The 2,077-nt window shown below is 58.7% G+C and carries 2 protein-coding genes; both read right to left on the bottom strand.

Going from position 1 to position 2,077, the window contains the following annotated elements; all coding sequences use genetic code 11:
- Window positions 1-80: 80 nt before the first annotated feature.
- Window positions 81-836 (bottom strand): IS21-like element ISAs28 family helper ATPase IstB, encoded by a 756-nt coding sequence (istB, locus tag C3418_RS23335; protein ID WP_103859368.1) that lies wholly within the window; start codon window positions 834-836, stop codon window positions 81-83.
- A gap of 23 nt (window positions 837-859) precedes the next feature.
- On the bottom strand, window positions 860-2,077 hold a 1,218-nt coding region (gene istA / locus C3418_RS23330), incomplete at its 5' end, for an IS21-like element ISAs28 family transposase (RefSeq protein WP_103859367.1).

Raw genomic sequence — 2,077 nt, 5'->3', positions numbered from 1 at the left:
TGGCTAATAACATCATGTCGATCAGCCAATAACATCATGCCGATCACCGTTTTTCTGCCCGCGTTTATAGCGTCTTTCTTTTACTCCGCCTGATCGGCTTCGGTCAAGTTGGCACCCTGTTTTCGCATCGATTCTCCCGTTAAGGTCACGCGCACTGCTCTGTGGATCAATCGGTCCAGGATTGCCTCGGCGAATGTTGCCTCTCCGATCATTCCGTACCACTTCTCCACCGGCAATTGGCTCGCCACTATCGTTGAGACTTTGCCGTAGCGGGTATCGATGATCTCCAGCAGGTTGCTGCGTTCGCTCGCGTCCAGCATCTCCATGGCCCAGTCATCCAGGATCAACATTCCTATGTGACTTACTTGCTCCAGCAGTTTCGGATAGCTGCCATCCGCTTGTGCCAGTCGCATCTCTTCGAGCAGGGTTTTCAGCCGGTAATACCGCACGCCCACTCCTTGCCGGATAAAGTAACGACCCAGAGCACACGCCAGGTAACTCTTGCCACAGCCTGCCGCGCCCGTCAGCAGCAGATTTTGTTGATGACTCAGCCAGTGTCCTTCCAGCAGTTGGCGGATCTGCGCTTGGCTCACGCCTCGACCCGCCCGATAGTCGAGCTGCTCCACCTGTCCGGCGAGCCGGAACCGGGCTTGCTTCTCCAAACGGTTGGTTTTCCTCTGCTCCCGTTGCACCAGCTCATGGCTCAGTAACAGTTGCAGCCGCTCTTCAAAACCCATATCCAGGTACAGCATGCTCTGGGCCTGCTGCTGGTTCAGGGCCTGTTTCATACCGCTCAAGTGCAGGCGGCTTAGTTGTTCATTGAGGTGTAATTGCATGGGCTTCTCCTGAGCTGTGGGGGTTAGTGGAAGTAGTGCTCGCCATGGACATTGTCATGACGGATGTCTTGCAGCGGATCCTGTCGCTTGCTGGCGATGGGTTGTTGCTCGAGGCCGTTCTTGAGCATGCTGCGGATGTTGTGCAGCCGGTTGGCGCCGGTCAGGTAACCCCGGAGGCAGGCCGCTTCCAGCCGCTCCTTGCCATAGGTTTTGCTCTGCCCCAGCAAGGCCAGACAAGGTCGCACCGCTTGCGCCGGGTGTGCCACATTCCGGATAAAACCATCCACCCAATGCGTGGTGTAGGGTCCGATGGATACCGCCCAGCCGAGCAGACGCTCGGGCGACCATTCCAGCAGCGCCTGGTGATGCGCGGGCATATGGGCAGGCAGGCTGCTGTGCTGACCTTTGCGATGACTCCGCGGGTGCTCGGCCACGACCTTGCCGGCGTGGTACAGCGTGACGGTATGTTCGGCCAGATGAGCCTCCAGCCGCTTGCCCTGCAAGGCATGGGGCACGGAGTAATAGTGCTTTTCCAGATCGACGTGGTAGTCCTTACCAACCAGTACCAACATCACTTTGGTGTAGTGATAGGGATAATCCGGCAGCGGCTTGAGCGCCGGAGCATCGAGCTCGGCAAACTGTGAGGCACGGCAGCCAGGAAGCTTCTGGAAGGGTTTCTGGTTGAGCCGGGTCAGCAGTTCACCCATCCGCTGATTGAGCTGGGCCAGGCTATGGAAGGTTTCATGACGCAGCACCGCCAGGATCCAGCGGGTGACGATCTGCACGCCCACCTCTGCCTTGGACTTATCCTTCGGCTTGCGGGGCCGCGCGGGCATGATCGCCGTACCGAAATGGGCCGCCAGCATCTGGTAGGTGGGGTTGAGATCCGGATCGGTATTGCGCGCCACGCTGACGGCACTCTTCAGGCAATCGGGTACCACCAATTGCGGCACACCGCCAAAGAACTCGAAAGCGCGCTTGTGGCTCATGACCCAGTCCTCGAGCTGCTGGGAGCGGGTGGCCTCGGCAAAGGTGTAGTTGGAAGCACCCAGCACGGCGACAAAGATCTGGGCCCGGTAAAGGATTTCGCCGGTGTGCGGATCGACAATCGGCATGGTCTGGCCGCAGTAGTCGACAAAGAGTTTTTCGCCCGCAATATGGGTCTGCCGCATCGAGGGTTGCAGCAGGGCCGCCCACTCTTTATAGAGCCGACAGAAGTGGTTGTAGCTGTAGTGGGAGCC

The sequence above is a fragment of the Aeromonas sp. ASNIH8 genome (assembly GCF_002919855.1).
In the GTDB taxonomy this organism is placed as follows: Bacteria; Pseudomonadota; Gammaproteobacteria; order Enterobacterales; family Aeromonadaceae; genus Aeromonas; species Aeromonas caviae.
Note: the sequence above shows the minus strand (reverse complement) of the source record. Positions and strands in the feature narration are given on the sequence as shown.